18 protein-coding genes are annotated in these 20,255 nt (G+C 62.7%); 11 read left to right on the top strand and 7 right to left on the bottom strand.

The window, feature by feature from the left end:
- Window positions 1-60: 60 nt before the first annotated feature.
- Entirely contained in the window at window positions 61-255 is a 195-nt protein-coding gene (locus D6Z43_RS05080) for a hypothetical protein (RefSeq protein ID WP_120650907.1), read from the bottom strand.
- Between the two features lie 157 nt (window positions 256-412).
- Here D6Z43_RS05080 and D6Z43_RS05075 point away from each other — a divergent pair, with 157 nt between their 5' ends.
- The 3 genes from D6Z43_RS05075 (at window position 413) to D6Z43_RS05065 (ending at window position 3,147) form a co-directional block, all read left to right on the top strand.
- Complete coding sequence (locus D6Z43_RS05075) at window positions 413-1,591, top strand: murein transglycosylase A (protein ID WP_120650906.1); 1,179 nt, start codon at window positions 413-415, stop codon at window positions 1,589-1,591.
- Window positions 1,588-2,094 carry a GNAT family N-acetyltransferase gene (locus tag D6Z43_RS05070; protein ID WP_120650905.1) on the top strand — a complete coding sequence of 169 codons (507 nt, stop codon included), beginning with the start codon at window positions 1,588-1,590 and terminating at the stop codon, window positions 2,092-2,094. The genes D6Z43_RS05075 and D6Z43_RS05070 overlap by 4 nt, the downstream gene beginning before the upstream one ends.
- A gap of 75 nt (window positions 2,095-2,169) precedes the next feature.
- Window positions 2,170-3,147: a sensor domain-containing diguanylate cyclase gene (locus D6Z43_RS05065; protein ID WP_120650904.1), complete on the top strand. Its 978-nt coding sequence runs from the start codon at window positions 2,170-2,172 to the stop codon at window positions 3,145-3,147.
- Between the two features lie 286 nt (window positions 3,148-3,433).
- Here D6Z43_RS05065 and D6Z43_RS27790 read toward each other — a convergent pair whose 3' ends face one another.
- On the bottom strand, window positions 3,434-3,571 hold the full coding sequence (locus D6Z43_RS27790; RefSeq protein ID WP_153921951.1) for a hypothetical protein: 138 nt from the start codon (window positions 3,569-3,571) through the stop codon (window positions 3,434-3,436).
- A 235-nt stretch (window positions 3,572-3,806) separates the two neighbouring features.
- On the opposite strand from D6Z43_RS27790, the gene D6Z43_RS05060 reads away from it, so the two are divergent.
- The 4 genes from D6Z43_RS05060 (at window position 3,807) to D6Z43_RS05050 (ending at window position 8,029) form a co-directional block, all read left to right on the top strand.
- Window positions 3,807-5,705, top strand: coding sequence for a potassium transporter Kup (locus D6Z43_RS05060; protein ID WP_120650903.1), 1,899 nt, complete (start codon window positions 3,807-3,809; stop codon window positions 5,703-5,705).
- Window positions 5,706-6,020: 315 nt separating this feature from the next.
- A complete protein-coding gene (locus tag D6Z43_RS05055; protein WP_162945808.1) occupies window positions 6,021-7,007 on the top strand; it encodes a fimbrial protein in 987 nt (328 codons plus the stop codon).
- A 230-nt stretch (window positions 7,008-7,237) separates the two neighbouring features.
- Window positions 7,238-7,399: a hypothetical protein gene (locus D6Z43_RS27785; protein ID WP_162945807.1), complete on the top strand. Its 162-nt coding sequence runs from the start codon at window positions 7,238-7,240 to the stop codon at window positions 7,397-7,399.
- 3 nt (window positions 7,400-7,402) lie between these two features.
- Window positions 7,403-8,029: a helix-turn-helix domain-containing protein gene (locus D6Z43_RS05050; protein WP_120650901.1), complete on the top strand. Its 627-nt coding sequence runs from the start codon at window positions 7,403-7,405 to the stop codon at window positions 8,027-8,029.
- A 203-nt stretch (window positions 8,030-8,232) separates the two neighbouring features.
- Here D6Z43_RS05050 and D6Z43_RS05045 read toward each other — a convergent pair whose 3' ends face one another.
- Entirely contained in the window at window positions 8,233-8,742 is a 510-nt protein-coding gene (locus tag D6Z43_RS05045) for a hypothetical protein (protein WP_120650900.1), read from the bottom strand.
- A 665-nt stretch (window positions 8,743-9,407) separates the two neighbouring features.
- On the opposite strand from D6Z43_RS05045, the gene D6Z43_RS05040 reads away from it, so the two are divergent.
- Window positions 9,408-11,888, top strand: coding sequence for a bifunctional diguanylate cyclase/phosphodiesterase (locus D6Z43_RS05040; RefSeq protein WP_120650899.1), 2,481 nt, complete (start codon window positions 9,408-9,410; stop codon window positions 11,886-11,888).
- 123 nt (window positions 11,889-12,011) lie between these two features.
- On the opposite strand, the gene D6Z43_RS05035 is transcribed toward D6Z43_RS05040, so the two are convergent.
- Window positions 12,012-12,263 (bottom strand): hypothetical protein, encoded by a 252-nt coding sequence (locus tag D6Z43_RS05035; protein ID WP_120650898.1) that lies wholly within the window; start codon window positions 12,261-12,263, stop codon window positions 12,012-12,014.
- 517 nt (window positions 12,264-12,780) lie between these two features.
- Between D6Z43_RS05035 and D6Z43_RS05030 the strand changes: the two genes are divergently transcribed.
- Entirely contained in the window at window positions 12,781-14,490 is a 1,710-nt protein-coding gene (locus D6Z43_RS05030; protein WP_120655189.1) for an amidase, read from the top strand.
- Between the two features lie 143 nt (window positions 14,491-14,633).
- Here the strand turns inward: D6Z43_RS05030 and D6Z43_RS05025 are convergent, their stop codons facing one another.
- Both D6Z43_RS05025 and salA read right to left on the bottom strand, forming a co-directional pair.
- On the bottom strand, window positions 14,634-15,989 hold the full coding sequence (locus D6Z43_RS05025; protein WP_120650897.1) for an aromatic acid/H+ symport family MFS transporter: 1,356 nt from the start codon (window positions 15,987-15,989) through the stop codon (window positions 14,634-14,636).
- Window positions 15,990-16,061: 72 nt separating this feature from the next.
- Window positions 16,062-17,351, bottom strand: coding sequence for a salicylate 1-monooxygenase (gene salA / locus D6Z43_RS05020; RefSeq protein ID WP_256660948.1), 1,290 nt, complete (start codon window positions 17,349-17,351; stop codon window positions 16,062-16,064).
- 139 nt (window positions 17,352-17,490) lie between these two features.
- On the opposite strand from salA, the gene D6Z43_RS05015 reads away from it, so the two are divergent.
- Together D6Z43_RS05015 and D6Z43_RS05010 are read left to right on the top strand one after the other, a co-directional pair.
- Window positions 17,491-18,393, top strand: coding sequence for a LysR family transcriptional regulator (locus tag D6Z43_RS05015; RefSeq protein ID WP_120650895.1), 903 nt, complete (start codon window positions 17,491-17,493; stop codon window positions 18,391-18,393).
- Between the two features lie 218 nt (window positions 18,394-18,611).
- Entirely contained in the window at window positions 18,612-19,676 is a 1,065-nt protein-coding gene (locus D6Z43_RS05010) for an alpha/beta fold hydrolase (RefSeq protein WP_120650894.1), read from the top strand.
- 109 nt (window positions 19,677-19,785) lie between these two features.
- Here the strand turns inward: D6Z43_RS05010 and D6Z43_RS05005 are convergent, their stop codons facing one another.
- Window positions 19,786-20,217 carry a glycine zipper domain-containing protein gene (locus tag D6Z43_RS05005; RefSeq protein WP_120650893.1) on the bottom strand — a complete coding sequence of 144 codons (432 nt, stop codon included), beginning with the start codon at window positions 20,215-20,217 and terminating at the stop codon, window positions 19,786-19,788.
- Window positions 20,218-20,255: the final 38 nt, after the last annotated feature.

Raw genomic sequence — 20,255 nt, 5'->3', positions numbered from 1 at the left:
TCCTGCAGGTCAAGCAGAAAATGCACTCGGGGCAAAAGAAAGATTCCTACAACTGCACAGTCAGGAGACTTGATCACGAACCATCCGCAGCTCCGCCGCGTCCTGGTTCATTCGCTGGATCACATTGAACAGCTGCTCTTTCAACACGGCGTCACCTATGCGATCGGCCGCGCGCATTACGGCCAAGGCAGCGTCCTCGTTGTTCATCGCCACAGCGTCCAGGGTTTTGCGGAAGTTTCTAACGGTACGGGTCACGCCAAGGAGCTCCAGAAAAACTGCATGCACCCTATTAGATGAATATTTCTCTTTGATTTCAGTGGCTTGGATCAATGCTTCGGTCCGCCCAATTTGACGTTGCCATCGCCATTCACCAAGCTACCGGCCTCGATTCTCCCATCAGGAACATCACGACGTGATCGCCCCTCTCTACCGTCCGGGCCGGCTGGCGCTGTGCGTCGCCGCCCTGCTCTCCCTGCTCGCTGGTTGCGACAAGGAACCCACCAAGCCCGAACCGCCCAAGGTCGATACCTACACCAAGGCCAGTTGGGAAGAACTCCCTGCCAGCAGCGACGCCGACGTGATCGCCGGTTTCACCGCCTGGCGTTCGGCCTGCGCACGTCTGGCCAAGGACCCGGTCTGGTCCACCACCTGCAGCAGCGCCGCGCAGGTGCCGGATGATCCAGCCGCTATTCGCGCCTGGCTGAAGACGCAGCTGGAGGTCTACAGCCTGCGCAATTCGCGCAACAGCCCGCAGGGTCTGATCACTGGCTACTACGAACCGGTCTACGCCGGCAGCCTGGAGCAGAGCGAGAAGACGCCCGTTCCCGTCTACGGGATTCCCGAAGACATGATCGTGGTCGCCCTCGACAGCCTCTACCCGGAACTCAAGGGCAAGCGCCTGCGCGGCCGCCTGGAAGGCCGCGTGCTCAAGCCCTATGACGATGCCGCGACCATCCGCACCCAGGGCGTCAAGGCGCCTGTGCTGGCCTGGCTGACCGACCCGATGGACCTGCAGTTCCTGCAGATCCAGGGCTCCGGACGCATCCAACTGGAGAGCGGGCGCCAACTGCGCATCGGTTATGCCGACCAGAATGGCCATCCCTATCGCCCGGTGGGCCGCTGGCTGGTGGAACAAGGCCAGTTGAAGCAGGAAGAAGTCAGCATGGGCAGGATTCGCGACTGGGCGAAAGCCAACCCGCAGCGGGTGCCGGAACTGCTGGCGAGTAACCCGAGCTTCGTGTTCTTCGGCCTCAACCCCGACAGCAACGAAGGCCCGCGCGGATCGCTCAACGTGCCGCTTACCGCCGGCTACAGCGTGGCCATCGACCGTAAGGTGATCCCGCTCGGCAGCCTGCTCTGGCTCTCCACCACCCGGCCCGACGGCAGCCCGGTGATCCGTCCGGTCGCCGCCCAGGACACCGGCGGCGCGATTGCTGGCGAAGTGCGCGCAGACCTGTTCTGGGGCACTGGCATGGAGGCCGGCGAACTGGCCGGCAACATGAAACAACAAGGCCAGATCTGGTTGCTCTGGCCCAAGGGCATTCCTCTGCCCGGTTCACCCGCACCACAAGTCCAGGGAGGCAAATCATGAGCCTCGGCATCCGCGCGGAAGTACCCGCCGACATCCCGGCCATAGAGGCCCTGACTGCCGCTGCTTTCGCCACAGCCCCTCACAGCAGCGGTACTGAGCAGTTCATCGTCAACGCCTTGCGTCGTGCCGGGCAGTTGTCGATTTCCCTGGTTGCGGAAGACGCTGGAGAGATCGTTGGCCACGTAGCCCTGTCGCCGGTAGGCATTTCTTCCGGCGCGCCAAACTGGTACGGCCTGGGCCCGATCTCCGTGGCGCCGGCGCGCCAAGGCACTGGCATTGGTTCGCGACTCATGGGCGCGGCCCTGGCGGCCTTGCGCGAACTGGGAGCGCAAGGCTGCGTGCTGCTGGGCGACCCTGCCTATTACGGTCGCTTCGGCTTCGTCGTACGGCCGGGGCTGGTACTGCCCGGCGTGCCGGCGGAGTACTTCCAGGCCCTGTCCTTCAGCGGTGAGTGGCCAGTAGGTGAGGTCAGCTACCACGTGGCTTTCGAAGCCACTGCCTGACCGGCGTCCGATTCGGTATAAGAAGGCTTTGCGCAAGGGAAGGCGCCAACCGAGTCGGCCAGTACGGGGGCAGCCATGAGCGACGACATCGAATCCACCACCCAGGAGGTCTACAAGGCCTTGCTGGAGTCCACCCGGGCGATCCCCTGGAAGATCGACTGGAAGACCATGACCTTCGCCTACATCGGCCCGCAGATCGAAGCGCTGTTGGGCTGGAGCCAGTCGAGTTGGGTCTCGGTCAATGACTGGGCCGAACGCATGCACCCGGACGACCGTGATGCGGTCGTCGCCTTCTGCGTTTCACAGTCCCAGGCCGGCACCGATCACGAGGCTGACTACCGCGCGCTGACGACCACTGGCGACTACGTATGGATTCGCGACGTGGTGCATGTCATGCGCGACGCCGACGGTGAAGTGGAAGCACTGATCGGCTTCATGTTCGACATCAGCGAGCGGAAGAAGGCAGAGCAACAGCTGATCGACCTGCAGAAGCAGCTCGAAGAGTATTCCTACAAGGATGGCCTTACCGGCGTGGCCAACCGGCGCATGTTCGATTCGATGCTCGACGTGGAGTGGGCAAGTGCCCAACGCACCGGCGAGCCGTTGTCGCTGATCCTCCTCGATATCGACTACTTCAAGCAGTACAACGACCACTATGGCCATATCCAGGGCGATGACTGCCTGAAGAGCGTCGGCCGTGCGCTGATGAACGCCGCCATCCGCCCTCGTGACTTCGTCGCCCGCTTCGGCGGAGAAGAGTTCGTGCTGATCCTCCCGGGGACCGATGAACCCGCCGCTCGCCAGGTGGCCGAGCGCTGCCGCAAGCTGATCCGCGAGCAGTGCATACCCCACGAGAAATCCAGCATCGCCTCACTGCTCACCATCAGCCTGGGGGTCGGCACCGTTGTGCCCCGCCACGATGAACAGCCCCTGCCCTTCATCCAGGCCGTCGACCGGTTGCTCTACAAGGCAAAGCAACGCGGCCGAAATCGCCTGGAGTCAGCCCACTGGATTAGTGCGGCAGTACCCGTCGAGCAGGGCGAAGGTCACTGACCTTCGCCCGGAGCGTCACATTGGGGTGCGCCGTATGCCCGGCAAACACGGACCATCGGAATCCGGGCGCTGCTTTCGGCCTGTACGGTCAAATGGCCGGCGCTAATGGCACACCGCCAGATGCAAAAACGATGCATTTTAAAGCTGCTCATCGTTCTTGAGCTTGGCCGTCACGGGATGAAGTGCCTGTTTGCGCCTTGGCACCGTGGCGGTCCTTTTTGAGCTTCCCCTGAGCGACGCGTCCCCCAAAAGCACAGCCCCTCCAAAGAGGGGCTGATTCGCCGCATCAGTGGAACCGTGGCCAGTGCCAGTGGTGGTGATCGAACCAATCCTTGACCAGAGGACGGTTGCCCCACAGCACCATGCCGATGCAGCCGAAGAACAGGCAACCGATGACGATCAGACCCAGTGCATTAACGCTCATCGCACACCTCCGCATCATTCGACCGACTACAGCATTCAGCATATAAGCCCCGGGATCACTCACAAGTGACGGGCGCCAGCCGGTCGGGCGCTGACTTTTTTACGCATTTTTTACGCCGCCGGCTGCGCCCACAACGGATACTTGCCGCCCCTTTTTGGCAGTTCGCCGCCATACCCGATCCGCACCAACGCCGTGACCCCGACGCCCTCCGCACCGAGCCCCCAGGAGTGATTCCATGAGTTCCAACGTCCTGGAGCAGCACACCCATGCTCGCCCTCATTCCTCGTTCGGCCTGCTCGTGGCCGCAGCCGGTGTGGTCTACGGCGACATCGGCACCAGCCCGCTGTACACCCTGAAAGAAGTATTCGCCGGCCATTACGGCGTACAGGTCAATCCCGAGGGGGTGTACGGCATCCTGTCCCTCGTACTCTGGTCGCTGCTCTGGGTGGTGTCGCTGAAGTACGTGATGTTCATGTTGCGCGCCGACAATGGCGGCGAAGGCGGCGTGATGGCCCTGACCGCACTGGCCCGCCGCGCCACGGCGGCCTACCCGAGACTGAGCAAATTGCTGGTGCTGCTGGGCCTGTTCGGTACGGCACTGTTCTACGGCGACAGCATGATCACCCCGGCCATCTCCGTGTTATCCGCAGTCGAAGGTCTGGATGTCGCCCTGCCGGGCCTGAACCATTGGGTGGTGCCGGTGACCGTTGTACTGCTGATTGGCCTGTTCCTGATCCAGAAGCACGGTACGGCCCGCATCGGCATTCTCTTCGGCCCGGTAATGGTGGCCTGGTTCGTAGTGCTGGGCGTACTGGGCGTCTACGGCATCGTCCAACACCCCGAAGTGCTCCAGGCGATGAATCCCTGGTGGGCCTTGAACTTCTTCCTGGCCCATCCCGGCATTGGCGTGACCATCCTCGGTGCGGTGGTACTGGCCCTGACCGGCGCCGAAGCCCTGTACGCCGACATGGGGCATTTCGGCCGCAAGCCGATTGCCCGCGCCTGGTTCAGCCTGGTACTGCCCGGCCTGGTGCTGAATTACTTCGGCCAGGGCGCCCTGTTGCTCGCCAACCCGGCGGCCGCCCGCAACCCCTTCTACCTGCTGGCCCCCGAATGGGCGCTGCTGCCCATGATCGGCCTCGCCACCCTGGCCACCGTCATCGCTTCTCAGGCCGTGATCTCCGGCGCCTTCTCGCTGAGCCAGCAAGCCATCCAGCTCGGCTACATCCCACGCATGCAGATCCAGCACACCTCGAGCGCAGCGCAGGGACAGATCTATATCGGCGTGGTGAACTGGGCGCTGATGACCTGCGTGGTGTTGCTGGTGATCGGCTTCGGCTCATCCGGCGCCCTCGCGGCAGCCTATGGCGTGGCCGTGACCACTACCATGCTGATCGACACCCTGCTGGTTTCGGCGGTGATGCTGCTGCTCTGGCGCGTGCCACGCTGGCTGGCAGTGCCTTTGCTACTGGGTTTCCTGATCGTCGACTCGCTGTTCTTCAGCGCCAACGTGCCGAAGATCTTCCAGGGCGGCGCCTTCCCGGTGATCGCCGGGGTGATCCTCTTCCTCCTGATGACCACCTGGAAAAGCGGCAAGCGCATCCTCATCGAGCGCCTCGACGAAACCGCCCTGCCCCTGCGTGGCTTCATCGACAGCATCTGCCTGCAGCCGCCGCACCGCGTCGAAGGTACTGCAGTGTTCCTCAGTGCCAGCCCCGACGCCGTGCCCCATGCACTGCTGCACAACCTGCTGCATAACCAGGTCCTGCATCAGCAAGTGGTGCTGCTGACCGTCGTGACTCGCGACACGCCGCGTATCGAGGATGGTCAACGCTTCGAAGTCACCCGCTACGACGGCGGCTTCTACCGGGTGCTGCTGCATTTCGGCTTCATGGAAGAGCCCAACGTCCCGGAAGCGCTGAGCACCTGTCGCCTGGAAGGCCTGGATTTCACGCCCATGCGCACGACCTACTTCCTCAGCCGCGAGACGGTAATTCCCACCAAGGGCCTGGGCATGTCGCTCTGGCGGGAAGGGTTGTTCGCCTTCCTGCACAAGAACGCCAACAGCAGCCTGCGCTACTTCCAGCTGCCCGTGAACCGCGTGATCGAACTGGGCACCCAGGTCGAGATCTGACCCCCGGCTGGCGCCACCGCTCCCTCCGGCGCCCCGGTTCCATCCAGTCCCATAGGCTTGGCCCGCAACAGGTCGAGCCTTTTCCACTTCGCCTCGCCAGGCGCTTCGACGCTCAAGGCCAATTAAAGGCTGCCCGACTGCCTACAGTGTGTTCGGACAATTTGCACAGACAGCGCACACGTCCTCGCCTTGTCCTCATTTCCCGTAACACAGAAAGTGATGCCCCGGAAATCTGGCGTTACTCACGGCCGTTCGCCCTCATGTGTTCGCGTGCGGCCATCGATGATCGAGAAATGGATTCAGGACAACCGGCCCATGCGCTACATCAGCAAACTCATTCTTCCAACGCTACTGTTGATACTCCTTCACCCTTCAACCAGCCTCGCAATGCTTTGTCAGGGAAACGGTGGAAGTTTTACGCTGCCCCGCGGACTGGCCGTAGGCGCCGACCTGGAGGATGGAACCATCGTCTGGGAATCCGAACCACTCAGCCGAAAAGTGTCCTGTCGGGCGGACGCCTTTGACCCTGGGGGCCTCGGCGACCAGATCCCCATTTCCATCTATGTGAATCCGAAAAGCCACAAAATCGATGGCGGCATTGAAGTAGGTATGCGTTTTGGCGGAAAGATATACACGCGCACGGGAGAGAAGATCCCTACCGGCGTTCAAACAGAAATGGTGTGCGGAATCGATGGAAAACCGGGGATGTGTGGGCGACATGCCAATTTCACCCTCGATTTCAGCCTTGTCGTGCTCAAGCGAGGCGTCTTTCCGCCGTCGGGCATGGCCACCCAAGTGGGGACATACACTGTATTCACTGTTGACCGTGATACTTCCCTGTCAGCCAGACAGTTGTTCATTCCTACTATCTACAACTTGCAGCTTGTGCGCTCTTCTGCCTGTACTCCCACACTCAGCCTCGTTCCCGATCACATCACCTTCCCCATGGTCCACGCCCGGGACGCACAACGGGGCAAGGTCGCCAGCGCCGTCGACTTCAACCTTGAAATATCCAGGACGTGCAGCAAGGACATATTTTCCAGTGAAGCCAAATTCACACCGGTCACCGCCACCGATGCCGCCGGCATGCTCGTTCCCGACGACAACCCCTCGGTCGGCATCTCCCTGGTAAGGCCCGATCACAGAACCACCGCCCCCCTCAACAAATGGTTCAGCCTGCACAGCGGCTCCTATCGGGAAGTCGTCAGGGTTCCCTTCCGGGCCGACCTGCTCTGGCGGGAAAACCGACCCCAGATCGGCCCCTTCAGTGCAGGCGTCATCGTCGAGGTGACTCACTTCTGACTCGTCGAAACCACGATTCACTGAAACGACTGGAAGCCAGGGCCCACGCCCTGGCTTCTTCTTTTCGGATCAAGCAGTCACAGCCCCTGGGGCGCCGCACGCGCCAAACGAGCGTTCGCCTTTAAATATCCAAAACGAATTACCAAATAATAATTAAGTATTTATTGATCTAAGAAGACAAAAGCTAGTCTTGCTCCCGTAACCCTCAGGACTCCCCAAGGAGCTGCATCATGGACCGCACCGACAACGTCATCGACCTCGCCCGCTATCGCACGCGCCGTCAAGCGCGCCGCATGGCCGAGCTGATGTGGACGATGTACGCATGCCGGGCTGGTTACGGGGCTTTCCAGCTCATCCAGCAACAGAGGGAAAATGGCATTCGCGAGGCGTGAGTCATGGGTCATTCGCTACCTCTCGACGCCGTTGACCAGGTGTTGCTCTCGGCCACTGCCGTGGACGACCCAATCAGCCAGCGCGTCGCCAGCAACCTGTTGCGCCTGCGCGCCAAGCGCAACCTCTCGCTGGACGGTCTGGCCCGCGTTTCCGGCGTGAGCCGCGCCATGCTGGCGCAAATCGAATCCGGGCGCAGCGTTCCCTCGATCAAGGTGCTGTGCAAGATTGCCCAGGGTCTGAAGGTCTCTGTGGCCGCATTCCTGGATGACCGCGCATTCGACGGCGTCGCCGTACTACCGGCACGCCAGAGCAAGCGCCTGGTGAGCAGCGACGGCAGCTTCGTCAGCCGCGCGTTGTTTCCCTTCGATTGTTCGCGCCAGGTGGAATTCTATGAGTTGCGCCTGGCGGGACTGGCCACCGAGGACTCTCCCGGCCATGCCCCCGGCACCCAGGAAAACCTGGTCGTCGCCCAGGGCGTGCTGGAGATCAGCGTGAACGAGGAACGCTTCCTGCTCGCCACCGGCGATTCGATCCTGTTCTACGCCGACCAACCCCACGCCTACCGCAACCCCTCCAACAGCGAAGCGGTGGCCTACCTGGTTACCACCTACGCCGAGCGGCTCGACTGAGCCGCCCTTCTTCCCCACACACCCCCACAAAGGTGGATCACGCTTCACCGATCCACCATCAGTGCCATGCCGAACCGCGATGGTGGACATGAAGAGCGATGTCCGCCCTACGACTGCCCTGCGTCGCGCCAAGACCTGACGAGCAGGCACAAAAAAAAAAAGCCCGGCGGGATTCCCGGCCGGGCTTTTTCACATCCTGCCAATCAGCAGGTGCAGCACATCATCGGCATGCCGTTGCAGCTCATCATCATGGGCATGCCGCACTCTGTCATTTTCATCATCAGGGCGCAGCAGTTCTTGAACATTTCCATGTTCATGCCCTGCATCGGCATCATCTTGCACATCATGGCGTCGCCCTGCGTCGAGCACTCCATCATGCACTTCATGGACGGCATGGGCATGGGCATGCCCATCCCCATCATCGGCATCATGTTCAGCATCGGCATCATGGCCATGCCGGCCTGGGACATGCACATCATCGACATGTTGCCGCAGTGCATCATCATCGGCATGCCGCAGTTCATCATCATCGCCATCATTTCCGCGCTGTTGCGGAACATCGTCATGTCCATGCCCATGGCCGGCATCATCTTGCACATCATGCCGTCGTCCTGCATGTCGCACTGCATGGTGGCCATCATCATGGGCATGCCCATCATCGGCATCATGGTGTTGGCGGACATCGGCATTTGCATCTGCATGGCATTCATCATGGTGGCGCTCCCTCAAAGGATGGAATGTGTAACCGGAATGGGGCCGATTCTAGGGGTGCGAATCTGTCGGACAAGGTGACGAGGCAGCGTCGGCCGGACATGCCCGGCCGGCGTTTTCGCCATGGATTGCAGTGGCTGCTTTCGTGATCACAGCGAATTGCCCGCGATCACGAACAGGCATGAATCGATAGCGGCTTTATCGGCGCAATGGATATGCGTTTCAGGAATTAGCAAATAACCCTAGTGAATATTCAATCTAACGACCGGGCACTTCTTATTGCCCAGCCCCGGTGCCTGCACAAAATCGGAGGGACCCGTCCTGGAGTGCCCACCCACTCAGCGCGATTTCCCGCTGATGGCGAACCGCAGCGTCTGAGCCTGCCGGACTGCACGGTGATCGCGCGGGAAATAGCCTAACCATGGATACGGCCGCTGGAATTGCCGCGCTCATCTCGACAGCCCGTCGCCACCTGCGGACCAGCAGTCGGCCCGCGAAATAATGGCAAATCCATGGCTATGCTTTGAGTGTCACCACACCGAATGGAAATCGGTATCTGGCGCCAGTTCCGGGGGATCCGGTGCCGGGGTTGAACGAACAGGATGTCTTGCTTTTTGAACGGCGCTTATCAGGTCCATACATAGGGACGTTGGTTGGAGATCGTGAAATGGATTCGTTCGAGAGCGAAAGCGCTGCCAACCAAGTCATATCTGCCCACTCGAACAATCAACCCACGACCCGCTGGCACCGCATGTACTTCTTCCTTGCGGGCTTCGACGTGCTGGTCGTGGTGCTGAGCGTTCTCCTGAACCACCTGATCGTCGATACCTACCACCGCTCCATCAAGGCCAACCAGTCCTGGGTCCAGCAGCTTTCCGCTTATTCGACCCTTGGAAGCCTGGCCTCGGAAGTGAACGCGCCGGGCAACAACGTGTTCGACACCCATGATGTCGAAGCCGAATCGCAGAACATGACTGCCGCCTTGCGTGCCTTCGACGAGCATCTGGCGAACGCCAAGCAGCAATTGGAAGTGCGAATCGCCAATCAGGCCGAACACAGCGCGGACATCCAGGCTTTCACGCTCGCCCTGAAGGGTGAAGTGGCAGAGGTCGACTCGGCCATGGTCGAAATGGTGAAAGAGGCCACGCTCATCTTCTCGTTCTTCCGTGAAGGCAAGTCGGACGAAGCCGGCAAGCGCATGGCGACCATGGACCGCAAGTACGCCAAGTTGCTCGCCTCCCTTGCCGCCGTGCGCGAACGCGTCGGCCTGATCCAAAGCAAGCTCCTGGAGGAGGAACTGGAATCGGTCGAGGAACTGCGCCGGATCGAATACGCCATCATGGTCTTCGTGCTGCTGATGGTTACCGCAGCCGTCTTCTACGGGCGCCGTATCCGACGTGAAATGGAGTCCCACGCTGCAGAGCGCGAAGGCTACCTGAGCGTACTGCGCGAGAGTGAACGGCAGTTCCGCCAGCAGGCATCGCTGCTGGACAAGGCCCAGGACGCCATCGTCGTACACGACATGGATCACCGCATCCTCTACTGGAACAGGAGCGCCGAGCGACTTTACGGACTGACCAGGGACGAGGCGCTGGGCATGTCGGCCCAGGGGCTCATTTACCCTAGCCATGCCCCCATCGACACGGCCACCCATAGCCTGATCGAACTGGGCGACTGGTCGGGAGAGGTAACGTTGCGACGCAGGGATGGCAGCACCATCAACTTCGAGAGCCACCGCACCCTTGTACGCGACGACAACGGCCTGCCGCAGTCCGTGCTGTCGATCAACACCGACATTTCCCACCGCAAAGCCGCGGAGCAGGAGGTCAAGCGCCTGGCCTTCTACGACCAACTCACTGGCCTGGCCAACCGGCGACTCATGCTGGATCGCCTGCAGCACGCGCTGGCCAGCAGCGCCCGCAGCCAGCACACGAGCGCAGTCATCCTGATCGACCTGGACAACTTCAAGGCCCTCAACGACACCCTGGGGCACGACCGGGGCGACATGCTGCTGCAACAGGTCGCCCATCGTCTGTCCGCCTGCATTCGCGAAAGCGATACCGTCGCCCGCCTTGGCGGCGACGAGTTCGTGGTCCTGCTGGAAGGACTCAGCGAGAACCCCCCGGATGCCGCCATCCAGGCCAAGACCATCTGCGAGAAGATCCTCAGCTCGCTGAACCTGTCCTACCCGCTGGACGGCTACGAACACCACAGCACGCCCAGCCTGGGCATCGCCCTGTTCCAAGGGCAGCTCAATACCGTCGACGACATCATGAAGCGCGCGGACCTCGCGATGTATCGCGCCAAGGCCGCCGGACGCAACACCATGCGTTTCTTCGACCCGGAGATGCAGGCCGTCGCCACTGCCCGCGCCAGACTGGAGTCCGACCTGAGACAAGGCCTGCAAAGCAAGGAACTATCGCTGCACTTCCAGCCTCAGGTGAACAGCCAGGGCCGCATCGTGGGTGCAGAGGCACTCATGCGCTGGCAGCACCCCGAACGCGGCAATGTGTTGCCGGCCGATTTCATCCCGCTGGCGGAGGAAACCGGACTCATCCTGCCGCTCGGTCGCTGGGCACTGCAAACCGCGTGCGCTCAGCTGACGACCTGGGCCAAGCACCCGGAAACCGCCCGACTGGTCGTCGCGGTGAACGTCAGCGCCCGCCAGTTCCACCACCCCGACTTCGTGGAAGAGGTACTGACCGTGCTGCGCTACACGGGTGCCGACCCGAGGAGGCTCAAGCTCGAGCTGACCGAGGGGCTGCTGGTGGAAGACATGGAAAATACCGTCGCCAAGATGATCGAACTGAAGGAGATCGGTATTGGCCTGTCACTGGACGATTTCGGCACCGGCTACTCGTCGCTCTCCTACCTGAAGAGCCTGCCGCTGGACCAGCTGAAGATCGACAAGTCGTTCATCCGCGACGTGCTGGTCGACCCCAATGACGCAGCCATCGCCTGCGCCATCGTGAGTTTGAGCCAGATCCTCGGGCTCTCGGTGATTGCCGAAGGCGTGGAAACCGAGGCCCAACGCGCCTTCCTCGTCAGCCACGGTTGTCACACCTACCAGGGCAACCTGTTCTCCCGCCCTCTTCCGGCCGAACAGTTCAAGCAGTACGTCCACGAACGGTCGATGGCGGAGAACTGAGTCCTCCAAGCACCCATTGTGCTCGGAGCGTGGCATGTAGGAGCGAGCTTGCTCGCGAACCTGCTGAGCTCGACTTTCGCGAGCACGCTCGCTCCTACACAAAGCCAGGTCTGCAAAGCGTGCTCAGTACTTGATGTCCCTTGCCCTCTCTCGCCCCTGCTGCTTGGTCTCGCGCTTGTCCTGCCGACACTGTGCGTTGTACTGCTGGTCAGCGGCGCGGCAGTCCTGCTTGATCTGGCGTGAGTCCTGCCGTGTTTCCTGCCGCACTTCGCGTGCGGCCCGGCGTTGTTCGGCCTGCTCAGTGGCCCAGGACGCACCTGCCGAAACCGTCAGGAACATCGCAACCACCCACACAGAAAATCGACTAATAGGCATGACATGCCCTCCTCTGGCCAGGATTCCCGGCTCTTTCATTACAACCGATTATCCCGGCCCATGCGGTGGAGCCGCCAAGCGGTGTTCCTTGGCAAGTTCCCTATTGGGCCTCGTTCAACCTGCAAATGCCTGGTCGTTTCGGCAACCGGGCCCGCTTCTGCCAGCACTGATCGCTGACCGCGATGGTTCAGCCTTGCGTGCGCTTCGGCGAAACTCCCGGGGCGTGCCGCCCGTCTTCGACCTGAAGACGGGCCGCCTCCACACGCATGCGCAACCCTGGCGGCCGGGATGCTTGCCATCGACAGTCGATGCATGTCAGCGACTCATCCACATCGCGCTTGGTGCAAAATAGTGCGCTGAATACCCTGGCCCTGGTTTCAGCCGAGCCCTGAGCCGTGTTGCGCTGAAACGAGGGCCGAAATGAGTACTGGTTCTAGCAAGTTGATGTTCCTGGACCCCGCGTTCAGCGTGATGGAGAGATTCAATGCATAACCCAACAACCACCGGCGGTGACAGCATGATCGAGGTAACCGAGGTTTCCATTGCCCAACTGCGCGCCGCGCTCGAGTCCGGCCGCACGACAGCTGTCGAGCTGGTCCAGGCCTATCTCGCCAGGATCGATGCCTACGATGGTCCCGACACCCCAACCGCTCTGAACGCAGTCGTGGTTCGCAACCCCGAGGCGCTCAAGGAAGCCGAAGCATCCGATGCGCGCCGCGCGCGAGGCGAAACGCTCGGACCACTGGATGGCATTCCCTATACGGCCAAGGACAGCTACCTGGTGAAAGGGCTGACCGCGGCATCCGGCAGCCCGGCTTTCAAGGACCTGATCGCCTATCGCGATGCGTTCACCATCGAACGGCTTCGCGCCGCCGGTGCCATCTGTCTGGGCAAGACCAACATGCCGCCCATGGCCAACGGTGGCATGCAGCGCGGCGTCTACGGTCGTGCGGAGAGTCCATACAACGCGAACTACCTCACCGCGCCGTTCGCCTCGGGCTCGTCCAATGGTGCGGGCACCGCGACCGCAGCCAGTTACTCGGCATTCGGCCTGGCCGAGGAAACCTGGTCGAGCGGGCGCGGGCCGGCGTCCAACAACGGCCTGTGCGCCTACACGCCTTCGCGCGGGGTGATCTCGGTACGCGGCAACTGGCCGTTGACGCCGACCATGGACGTCGTGGTGCCGTACGCAAGGACCATGGCCGACCTGCTGGAAGTACTGGATGTGGTCGTAGCCGAGGACCCGGACAAACGTGGCGACCTGTGGCGCCTGCAGCCGTGGGTGCCGATCCCCAGCGTCGCTTCGGTGCGCCCCGCGTCCTACCTTGATCTCGCTGCCACGCCCGAGGCCCTGGCGGGCAAACGCTTCGGCGTTCCACGCATGTTCATCAACAAGGATCTGGAAGCCGGCACCAGCGAAGCACCGGGTATTGGCGGCCCGACGGGGCAACGAATCAATACCCGCCCTTCCGTCATCGGTCTCTGGGAAGAGGCGCGCAAGGCACTCGAAGCGGCCGGGGCCGAAGTGGTCGAGGTCGATTTCCCACTGGTGTCCAACTGCGAGGGCGATCGCCCCGGCGCGCCGACTGTGTTCAACCGCGGTGTGGTATCCAAGGAGTTCCTGCATGACGAGCTCTGGGACCTGTCGGCCTGGGGCTTCGATGACTTCCTGCGCGCCAACGGCGATCCCAAGCTGAACCGCCTCGTCGACGTCGACGGACCGCAGATCTTCCCCCACGACCAGGGCACCCTGCCGAACCGTGAAGGCGACCTGGCCGCCGGCATGGACGAATACGTGCGCATGGCCGAACGCGGCATCAAGCAGTGGGACCAGATCCCCACCCTTCCGGATGGTCTGCGCGGTCTCGAAAAGACGCGTCGAATGGACCTCGAAGACTGGATGGACCAGTTGGGCCTGGACGCGGTGCTCTTTCCGACGGTGGCCGACGTTGGCCCGGCGGATGCCGATGTGAATCCGCAGTCCGCGGATATCGCCTGGAGCAATGGCATCTGGGTTGCCAACGGCAATCTCGCCATCCGCCATTTGGGCGTTCCCACGGTCACCGTGCCGATGGGCGTGATGCCGGACATCGGCATGCCCATCGGGCTGACCTTCGCGGGTCGCGCATACGATGACTCGGCCCTGCTGCGCTTCGCCTCGGCATTCGAATCGACCGGCTCGAAGCGTCTGATCCCCCCGCGCACCCCGCCATTGCCGCGCGGCTGACGATGTAACGGGCGGGATTGGGGCGGCGAGTCCCAATCCCGCTCACTACGGTCAGGGACGGGCGAGTCCAGACATGCACCCAGTAGTTCACTTCAGACGAATCCCGCCCCGGCAGTATCCGGGGCGGTCTCGGCTTTACTTGCTCAACCGGAGACGGACTCCAGCGGCTTGTCGATCGCATCGCTGACCAGCGCTCCATTGCCAGGACGGTGCCAGAGAAACACCAGGATAGCGGCGGCACCGATCAGGCCCGGCAGGGCGAAGGCCAGGAAGCTCGCCTGAATCGGCAGTTGCGCGGCATGCAGCGCACCGCCCAGCAGCGGGCCGATGATCGCGCCGATGCGGCCGATACCCATGGCCCAGCCAAGTCCGGTGGAACGGATATGCGCCGGATAGAACTGCACCGCGCAGGCGTTGGCGAGGATTTGCGTGCCGATGGTGCAGGCACCAGCCACACCGATCAGCAGGTACAGCACCGGCAGCGGGGACTTCAGCGCCAACAGGCTGAGGGACAGCGCGCCGAGAGTGAAGAAGGCGAACAACACCCGACCGAGACCGATCCGGTCCCCGAGCCAACCGCCGCCAATGGCACCGAAGATGGCCCCGAAGTTCAGCACCAGAAGGAACGCAAGACTGGAGTTGAGCCCGTAGCCGGCAGCATTCATCAGTTTCGGCAGCCAGGAGCTCAGGGCGTAGACCATCAGCAGGCAGCAGAAGAACGCCACCCAGAGCATCAGGGTGCTCAGCGAGCGCCCATCGTGGAAGAGCTGGCCAATGGCGGCCTTGCCAGCCTGCCCCTTGGCCAGTGCAAGTTGATCACCAGCGCCGGGCCGGTATTCCGGGGCGGCCTTTTCCAGTAGCTCACTGGCCATTCCGACCTTGCCCTGGCGAACCAGGAAGTTGATCGATTCGGGCAGCTGGCGCACCAGCAACGGCAATACCAGCAAGGGCACAACGGCGACGAAGAACACCGCCTGCCAACCCCAGTGCGGTATCAGCACCATGCCCAGGCCGGCGGACAGCATGCCCCCTACCGAATAGCCACTGAACATGACCGCCACCAGGGTGCTGCGAATCTTCTTCGGCGCGTATTCGTTCATCAGCGCGACGACATTCGGCATGACGCCGCCGATGCCGAGCCCCGCTATGAAGCGGCAGATGGCGAACTCCTCAGGGGTGCGGGCGAAGCCGTTGACCACGGTGAAGCCACTGAACAGGACCACACAGGTCATGATGGTCTTGCGGCGTCCGATGCGGTCGGACAGCGGGCCGAAGAACAGCGCGCCGAACATCATCCCGACCAGCGCGCAGCTGCCGAGCAGGCCGGCCTGGAGCGCAGTCAGGTTCCAGGTCTGCATGAGCGCGGGTAGCACCACGCCGTAGATGACCAGGTCATAGCCGTCGAAAATGATGATCAGCGCGCACCAGAACAGCACGCGTGCGTGAAAGGCATTGAAGCGAGCCCCGTCGAGCAGGGCGGAAACGTCGATGGTACGCATGGCATGGCTCTTCTTGTCGTTGTTATAGAGCCGGAGCGGCCTGCAGGCCCGCCCCGGTAGGACGAGGCGGAATCAGGCGCAGCGGCTGACGGCCTCCCAGCCCAGTCGGGCGCGGGCCTGGGCGACGTCTGCGTCCAGGTCATGGTTCCACAGCCAGTCGAAGCGACTGGCCAGGGTCGGTCCCAGGGCCTGCTCGTCGTCACCGACGACCGGGTCGCGCAGCTCGTACAACTCGCCCGCCTCCCAGGAAGTGCGCTGCACGCGACACGCACGCGGCCGGCGCAATGCGTCGTAGGCCGCCAGCAATCCGTCCAGGTTGCCCTGACTCACGTTCGGATCACCCAGCAGGCGCGCCAGGAAGTAGGCATCTTCAAGTCCTTGCCCTGCCCCGGCCCCCTGGTGCGGCAGCATGGCGTGCGCGGCATCACCGATCAGCGCCACGCGGCCGTGCACGTAGCCGGGCAGTTCGGCCAGGTCATGCAGCGCCCAATGGCTGGGCGCCGGAATGCATTCGAGCAGGATGCGCGCGGCATCGCCCCAACCTTCGAATGCTTCGAGCATTTCGCGCTGGCTGGCCTCGCGCACCCAGGAGGCATCCTCGGGCCATTCGGGGTTGGGCTTGCTGCGGTCGGAAACGAACGCCACCACATTGATGATGCGGCCCTGCTTCACCGGGAAGGTGAGGATGTGGCCGTCGAGGCCGAGATACATCTGCGGTACATCCACCAGATGCTCGTCGACCCCGGCAGCGCGATAGGCCTCGCGCAGGCGCTGACTATCAATCAGGCCGCGATAGGCGCAGGTGCCAGTGAAGCGCGGAGCGACCGGCGCGGCGCCGATCCCCTCCAGCACATGGCTGCGCATGGCGGACTTGATACCGTCTGCGGCAATCAGCAGATCGCCCCGGTACTCACTGCCATCGGTGAACAGCACCCGTGCCTCATTGCCCTGTTGCTCCACGCCGACGGCGCGCTTCCTGAAACGCGCCACGCCTTCGGGCAAGCGGCTGGCCAGCACATCCAGGAAGTCTGCCCGGTGCACCGAGGACTGCCCCACGCCCGGCGCCACACTGGCGCCGATGTAGCCGGCATCGCTGCTGCGGCGCCATTCGAACCACACGTCCTGCCAGGGCTCAGGGGTACGGTCGGCCAGTTGCCCGTATGGCTCCGCGAGCCCAAGACCGGCGATGGCCCGGACTGCGTTGGCGCCAAAGGAGACGCCGGCGCCCACTTCACCGAAGGCAGGGGCGGACTCGAAGAGCTGGACGTCGAGATGGGAGTGACGGCAAAGGTCCAGTGCCAGGGCGACGCCGGAGATACCGCCGCCGATGATGCCGACGCGCAAAGCAGGCTTCTTGCTCATGTTCGTACCCATGATGGTGTTGTTGTTGGAGTGGAACCATCATGGCGACCCGAGAAATATTGATAAATGCACCAACTCGCATACAGACTATTTCAGCTATGAATATTCCTATCGAACCCTCCACTTCACGGGACGCCCCATGGACCTGCGCGATCTGGACCTGAACCTGTTGGTGGTCTTCAACCAATTGCTCATCGACCGGCGCGTATCGACGGCCGCCGACAACCTGGGGCTGACCCAGCCGGCCGTCAGCAACGCCCTCAAGCGACTGCGCACCGCCCTGCAGGACGACCTGTTCGTGCGCACCTACCAGGGCATGGAGCCCACGCCCTACGCGGACCAACTGGCAGAGCCCGTGTCACTGGCCATACACACCCTGCGAGATGCCCTGAGCCGGCAGGACAACTTCGATCCCTTGGCTAGCGAGCGCACCTTCACCCTCGCCATGACCGACATCGGCGAAATCTACTTCACCCCGCGCCTGATGGACGCGCTGGCCCGGCTGGCGCCCAAATGCCGAATCAGCACCGTGCGCAATACCTCGGTCACGCTGATCGAGGCGCTGCAGAACGGAACCGTCGACCTCGCCGTGGGGCTGCTGCCGCACCTGCAGGCGGGTTTCTACAAACGCCGCCTGTTCCAGCATCGCTACGTGTGCATGTGCCGCAAGGACCACCCGGCCACCCGCGAACCGCTGACCCTGGAGCGGTTCAGTCGCTACGGTCATGTACGGGTGTTCGCCGCCACCACCGGTCACGGTGAGGTGGACGCCCACATGGCGCGCCTGGGCATAGAGCGGGATATACGCCTGGAAGTGCCGCACTTCGTCGCCGTCGGTCATATCCTCCAGCGCACCGACCTGCTCGCCACCGTGCCTGAGCGCTTTGCCGACTCCTGCGTCGAACCCTTCGGCCTGGTCGCCCTGCCCCACCCGGTCGAGTTGCCGGAGATCGACATCAACCTGTTCTGGCACGCGAAGTACCACCGTGACCCCGCGAATCGCTGGATCAGGCAACTGATGTTCGAGCTGTTCGCGGATTGAAGAAGATGCCGGCCAGATGCAGCCATTGCGCGGCAGGCCGGGCGTCGTCCTGTCGAGTTGCCGTGTATCAAAGTGTCTCTGAAGGAGGTCGGGATACACGCCTACCAGTCCGGCCGTAGATTCGACACAGGCCAGATACGCCGTGGCATTCAACTGTTTGCGTGGCCCGAAGGGGACTACCCGGCCCTCAACCAATCGCCAGCAACGGAGACATCACCATGTCGATGGCACAGCGGAACAACGCGTCCGACAAGAATCGCCGTCACCTCGTCAGCGCCTCGATCCTCGCTTTGGCGCTCTTGCAACTCGGCGCAGCCCACGCGCAAACCACCGCCAGCATGGCGCCCGCCGCGACCGGGGCGCGTACTCACCAGGTAGCCCCCTCCCCGCTCGGCCCGCTGAAACATGTGAAGGCCGGGCTGCTGAACGTGGCCTATGCCGAAGTCGGCCCGGCTGACGGGGCGGTGGTCATCCTGCTGCACGGCTGGCCATACGACATCCACAGCTATGACGAGGTCGCACCATTGCTGGCCGCCAAGGGCTATCGGGTGCTGATGCCCTACGCACGAGGCTTCGGCGACACACATTTCCTCTCCGGGAAAACCCTTCGCAATGGGCAACCCGCCGCACTGGCCAGTGACGTGATCGATTTCATGGACGCGCTCAAGATCAAACAGGCCGTACTCGGCGGTTACGATTGGGGCGCGCGCTCGGCTGGCATCGTCTCCGCGCTCTGGCCAGAGCGCGTCAAAGCGCTGGTGTCGGTCAGCGGCTATCTGATTGGCAACCAGGCTGCCGGCAAAAAGCCGTTGCCACCCAAGGCTGAATTGCAGTGGTGGTACCAGTTCTACTTCGCCACCGACCGCGGCCGTGAGGGCTACAAACAGAACACCCACGACTTCGCCAAGTTGATCTGGCAACTGGCCTCTCCGAAATGGGCGTTCGATGACGCCACATTCGATCGCAGCGCAGCCGCTCTCAACAACCCTGACCACGCCGACATCACCATCTACAACTATCGCTGGCGCCTGGGCCTGGAGCCGGGCGAGAGTCAGTACCAGGCCCTGGAGCAGAAGCTGGCCACCACGCCATCCATCAGCGTGCCGACCATTACGCTCGAAGGTGACGCCAACGGCGCGCCGCATCCGAAAGCCGAGGACTACGCCAAGCGCTTCACCGGCAAATATGAGTACCGGCTGATCACCGGCGGCATCGGCCACAACCTGCCACAGGAAGATCCGCAGGCGTTCGCCAAGGCTGTCATCGATGCTGACAAGCTCTGAAGCCAGGCTGGCCTGACTGCAGGCACCTCAGGGCTGAAGGTGAATCATCCGGGTAATGAAACGCGAAAGCCCGCCAGAGAGGCGGGCTTTCGTGCAACGACAGCGGGGATCAGTCGTTGTGTTTGTGCTTGTGTTTATGTTTGTGGCTGGCTTTGCGGTTGTCGTAGTGGTCGTGGTGGTCGTCGTCATCGGCCAGATTGTTGCCGATAGCACTACCGGCCGCCCCGCCCAGGCCGGCGCCGATTGCACCACCGGTGGAGCCACCTACGCTGTTGCCGATCACCTGGCCGCCAGCCGCGCCAAGGCCACCGCCAATCGCCGCTTCTGTCTTCTTGCCATCTTTCGCGCTCACCGCGCCGCCCGCCGCACCGCCCAGGCCGGCTCCAATCGCAGCGCCAGTGCTGCCGCCGACCGCCTGGCCAACGACGCTGCCCAAAGCCCCACCGACGCCACCGCCGATTGCTGTATTAGTGGTTTCGCCGGCGACTACGTACTGCGACGCCAGGATGCTGAGTGCCAGTGCGGATAATGATTTGCGCATGCTTGCGAACCTCTGACAGGACGGGAAAAAGCAGATTC

It is taken from the genome of Pseudomonas sp. DY-1, from assembly GCF_003626975.1.
Taxonomy (GTDB): Bacteria; Pseudomonadota; Gammaproteobacteria; order Pseudomonadales; family Pseudomonadaceae; genus Metapseudomonas.
This window is presented reverse-complemented; position numbering and strand designations above follow the sequence as displayed.

Bases quoted from the DNA above. Each gene is read 5' to 3' on its own strand.
- D6Z43_RS05070 (WP_120650905.1), top strand. From the start codon at position 1,588: ATGAGCCTCGGCATCCGCGCGGAAGTACCCGCCGACATCCCGGCCATA.
- D6Z43_RS05065 (WP_120650904.1), top strand. From the start codon at position 2,170: ATGAGCGACGACATCGAATCCACCACCCAGGAGGTCTACAAGGCCTTG.
- D6Z43_RS27790 (WP_153921951.1), bottom strand. From the start codon at position 3,571: ATGAGCGTTAATGCACTGGGTCTGATCGTCATCGGTTGCCTGTTCTTC.
- D6Z43_RS05060 (WP_120650903.1), top strand. From the start codon at position 3,807: ATGAGTTCCAACGTCCTGGAGCAGCACACCCATGCTCGCCCTCATTCC.
- D6Z43_RS05055 (WP_162945808.1), top strand. From the start codon at position 6,021: ATGCGCTACATCAGCAAACTCATTCTTCCAACGCTACTGTTGATACTC.
- D6Z43_RS27785 (WP_162945807.1), top strand. From the start codon at position 7,238: ATGGACCGCACCGACAACGTCATCGACCTCGCCCGCTATCGCACGCGC.
- D6Z43_RS05050 (WP_120650901.1), top strand. From the start codon at position 7,403: ATGGGTCATTCGCTACCTCTCGACGCCGTTGACCAGGTGTTGCTCTCG.
- D6Z43_RS05045 (WP_120650900.1), bottom strand. From the start codon at position 8,742: ATGATGAATGCCATGCAGATGCAAATGCCGATGTCCGCCAACACCATG.
- D6Z43_RS05040 (WP_120650899.1), top strand. From the start codon at position 9,408: ATGGATTCGTTCGAGAGCGAAAGCGCTGCCAACCAAGTCATATCTGCC.
- D6Z43_RS05035 (WP_120650898.1), bottom strand. From the start codon at position 12,263: ATGCCTATTAGTCGATTTTCTGTGTGGGTGGTTGCGATGTTCCTGACG.
- D6Z43_RS05030 (WP_120655189.1), top strand. From the start codon at position 12,781: ATGATCGAGGTAACCGAGGTTTCCATTGCCCAACTGCGCGCCGCGCTC.
- D6Z43_RS05025 (WP_120650897.1), bottom strand. From the start codon at position 15,989: ATGCGTACCATCGACGTTTCCGCCCTGCTCGACGGGGCTCGCTTCAAT.
- salA (WP_256660948.1), bottom strand. From the start codon at position 17,351: ATGAGCAAGAAGCCTGCTTTGCGCGTCGGCATCATCGGCGGCGGTATC.
- D6Z43_RS05015 (WP_120650895.1), top strand. From the start codon at position 17,491: ATGGACCTGCGCGATCTGGACCTGAACCTGTTGGTGGTCTTCAACCAA.
- D6Z43_RS05010 (WP_120650894.1), top strand. From the start codon at position 18,612: ATGTCGATGGCACAGCGGAACAACGCGTCCGACAAGAATCGCCGTCAC.
- D6Z43_RS05005 (WP_120650893.1), bottom strand. From the start codon at position 20,217: ATGCGCAAATCATTATCCGCACTGGCACTCAGCATCCTGGCGTCGCAG.